The 843-nt window shown below is 48.8% G+C and carries 1 protein-coding gene; it reads left to right on the top strand.

Annotated features, from left to right (window positions below):
- Positions 1-16 precede the first annotated feature (16 nt).
- On the top strand, positions 17-843 hold an 827-nt coding region (locus GGG_RS20225; protein ID WP_227500517.1), incomplete at its 3' end, for an Ig-like domain-containing protein.

Raw genomic sequence — 843 nt, 5'->3', positions numbered from 1 at the left:
CCCCGTTGATGGCAGTTTGAGCGATGTTAAATTACTAGATGATGTTGGCGCAGTTACAGGAGCGATCGAAGACGGCACCAGTACCGATGACACACGTCCAGAATTTACAGGTCAGGCTACACCTGATGTTGACTATGTCAATGTTTATGACAATGGTGGATTGATTGGAACAGCAACAGTACAACCTGATGGTACGTGGAGCTTTACACCAGAACTCCCACTGATTGGAGGTGATCATAGTTTCACAGGTAAACCAGTGGATGCAGCAGGTAACGAAGGCCAAGCAACAGATCCAATCGACTTTAACGTGATTGGTTCAGCACCATTGGCACCGACAATACAAACAGTATCAGATAATGTTGGAGACATAACAGGACCTTTACAAAAAGGTGCGACGACGGATGACAAAACACCAACAGTGAGCGGAACAGCACAACCAGGCACCACAGTTCATGTGTACAGCAATGGCACAGAAGTGGGTTCAGTTGCAGTCAAACCAGACGGTACATGGACTCTTGATGTTGCCGATTTGGGTGCAGATGGTGAGAAGAAACTCACAGCTGTAGCTGTAGATCCAGCAGGGCAAGAAAGCCCAGCAACAGGTGAATACCCAATCATCTTGGACAGTACAGCACCGAACCAACCAGCAGACATCACGGCAACAGATGATGTCGGTCCTACGATCGGAGAAATACCAGCTGGCGGCACTACGGATGACACCACTCCGACGATTACAGGTACAGGTGAACCGGGTGCAACCGTTGAAGTGATTGATAACGGTCAACCACTAGGTACAACGACAGTCGACTCAGCAGGCAACTGGACATTTACACCAGATACCCC

Source organism: Acinetobacter sp. P8-3-8 (assembly GCF_000214135.1).
Lineage (GTDB): Bacteria > Pseudomonadota > Gammaproteobacteria > Pseudomonadales > Moraxellaceae > Acinetobacter.
The sequence above is the reverse complement of the archived record's forward strand: the minus strand, read 5'-3'. Positions and strand labels throughout refer to the sequence as shown.